The organism is Psychrobacter sp. 1Y4, assembly GCF_051847555.1.
Map to the genome: position 1 here is coordinate 1 of NZ_JBPYDE010000158.1, position 1,046 is coordinate 1,046.

Annotated in this window: 2 protein-coding genes; both read left to right on the plus strand. The window is 46.1% G+C overall.

Annotation, left to right across the window (positions count from 1 at the left end):
* The coding region (locus ACS8FC_RS14960) for a transketolase-like TK C-terminal-containing protein (protein ID WP_439297352.1) at positions 1-624 on the plus strand (624 nt) is incomplete at its 5' end.
* Between the two features lie 25 nt (positions 625-649).
* Positions 650-1,046, plus strand: a 397-nt coding sequence (locus ACS8FC_RS14965; protein WP_439297353.1) for a biotin/lipoyl-containing protein, incomplete at its 3' end; no start/stop codon positions are given.

Below are 1,046 nucleotides of genomic sequence, written 5' to 3' on the forward strand. Positions count from 1 at the left end.
GAAGTCCAAAAAGCATCAAAAATACTAAAAGATGAGTTTAATATCACATCTAACGTATGGAGCGTGACCAGCTTTAACGAGTTGACTCGTGATGGTATGGTTTGTGATGACTACAACCGTCTACATCCAATGGATGAAGAAAAAGTGCCATGGGTTACTGAGCAATTAGCACCGCACGAAGGTATCGTAGTTGCAGCCACTGACTACATGCGTAACTACTCAGAGCAAATTCGTGCTTGGTTACCAGACAACCGTCCTTATACCACACTTGGCACAGATGGCTATGGCCGCTCTGATACTCGCGAGAACCTACGCAGTTTCTTCAACGTTGATGCGGCTCACATCGTTGTTGCTACGCTTAAGCGCTTAGCAGATGAGGGTGAAGTGGAGATGCGTTTGGTGAAAGATGCGATTTCAAGCTTAGGCATCGATGCGGATCAGCCACCTGCATGGCACCAACAGTCTTATTATGATCATTCTCCAGATGCACCTGCACCAGGCAAAGTAAACCCAAGTCCTGTACCTGAGTTCGTTGCTGAAGACGATGAAGAAATCAGCAATGAAGGCCGCGCCGAAGATCAAGCAGATGCGACCTTGCTCAATGATGGTGATGTCAAAGAATAATAATCATAAGACTAGGAGATAAAACATGGATATTAAAGCCCCCGATTTGGGTGTCGATAGTGCTGAAGTCAGCGAAATTATGGTAGCAGTGGGTGATGTCATCGCAAAAGATGACAACATCGTTCTGCTAGAGTCTGATAAAGCTTCAGTTGAAGTACCAAGCTCTGCTGCTGGTAAAGTCACCAAAATCAATGTTGCCATTGGCGATCAAGTCAGCGAAGGCATGGTATTGATCGAAGTAGAAAGTGCTGACGCAAGCGATGATAATGACGACACTGCCGAAGAAGTTACTGAGGCAGAACAAGCAGACGATAATAATGAAGATGCACCCGTTGAAGACGAAGCAAATGCAGAAAAAATGACCCACTATGCTGGCGAAAGCACCTCGACTACCCCCCCACTCCCCAACCGCAGAATTTGCT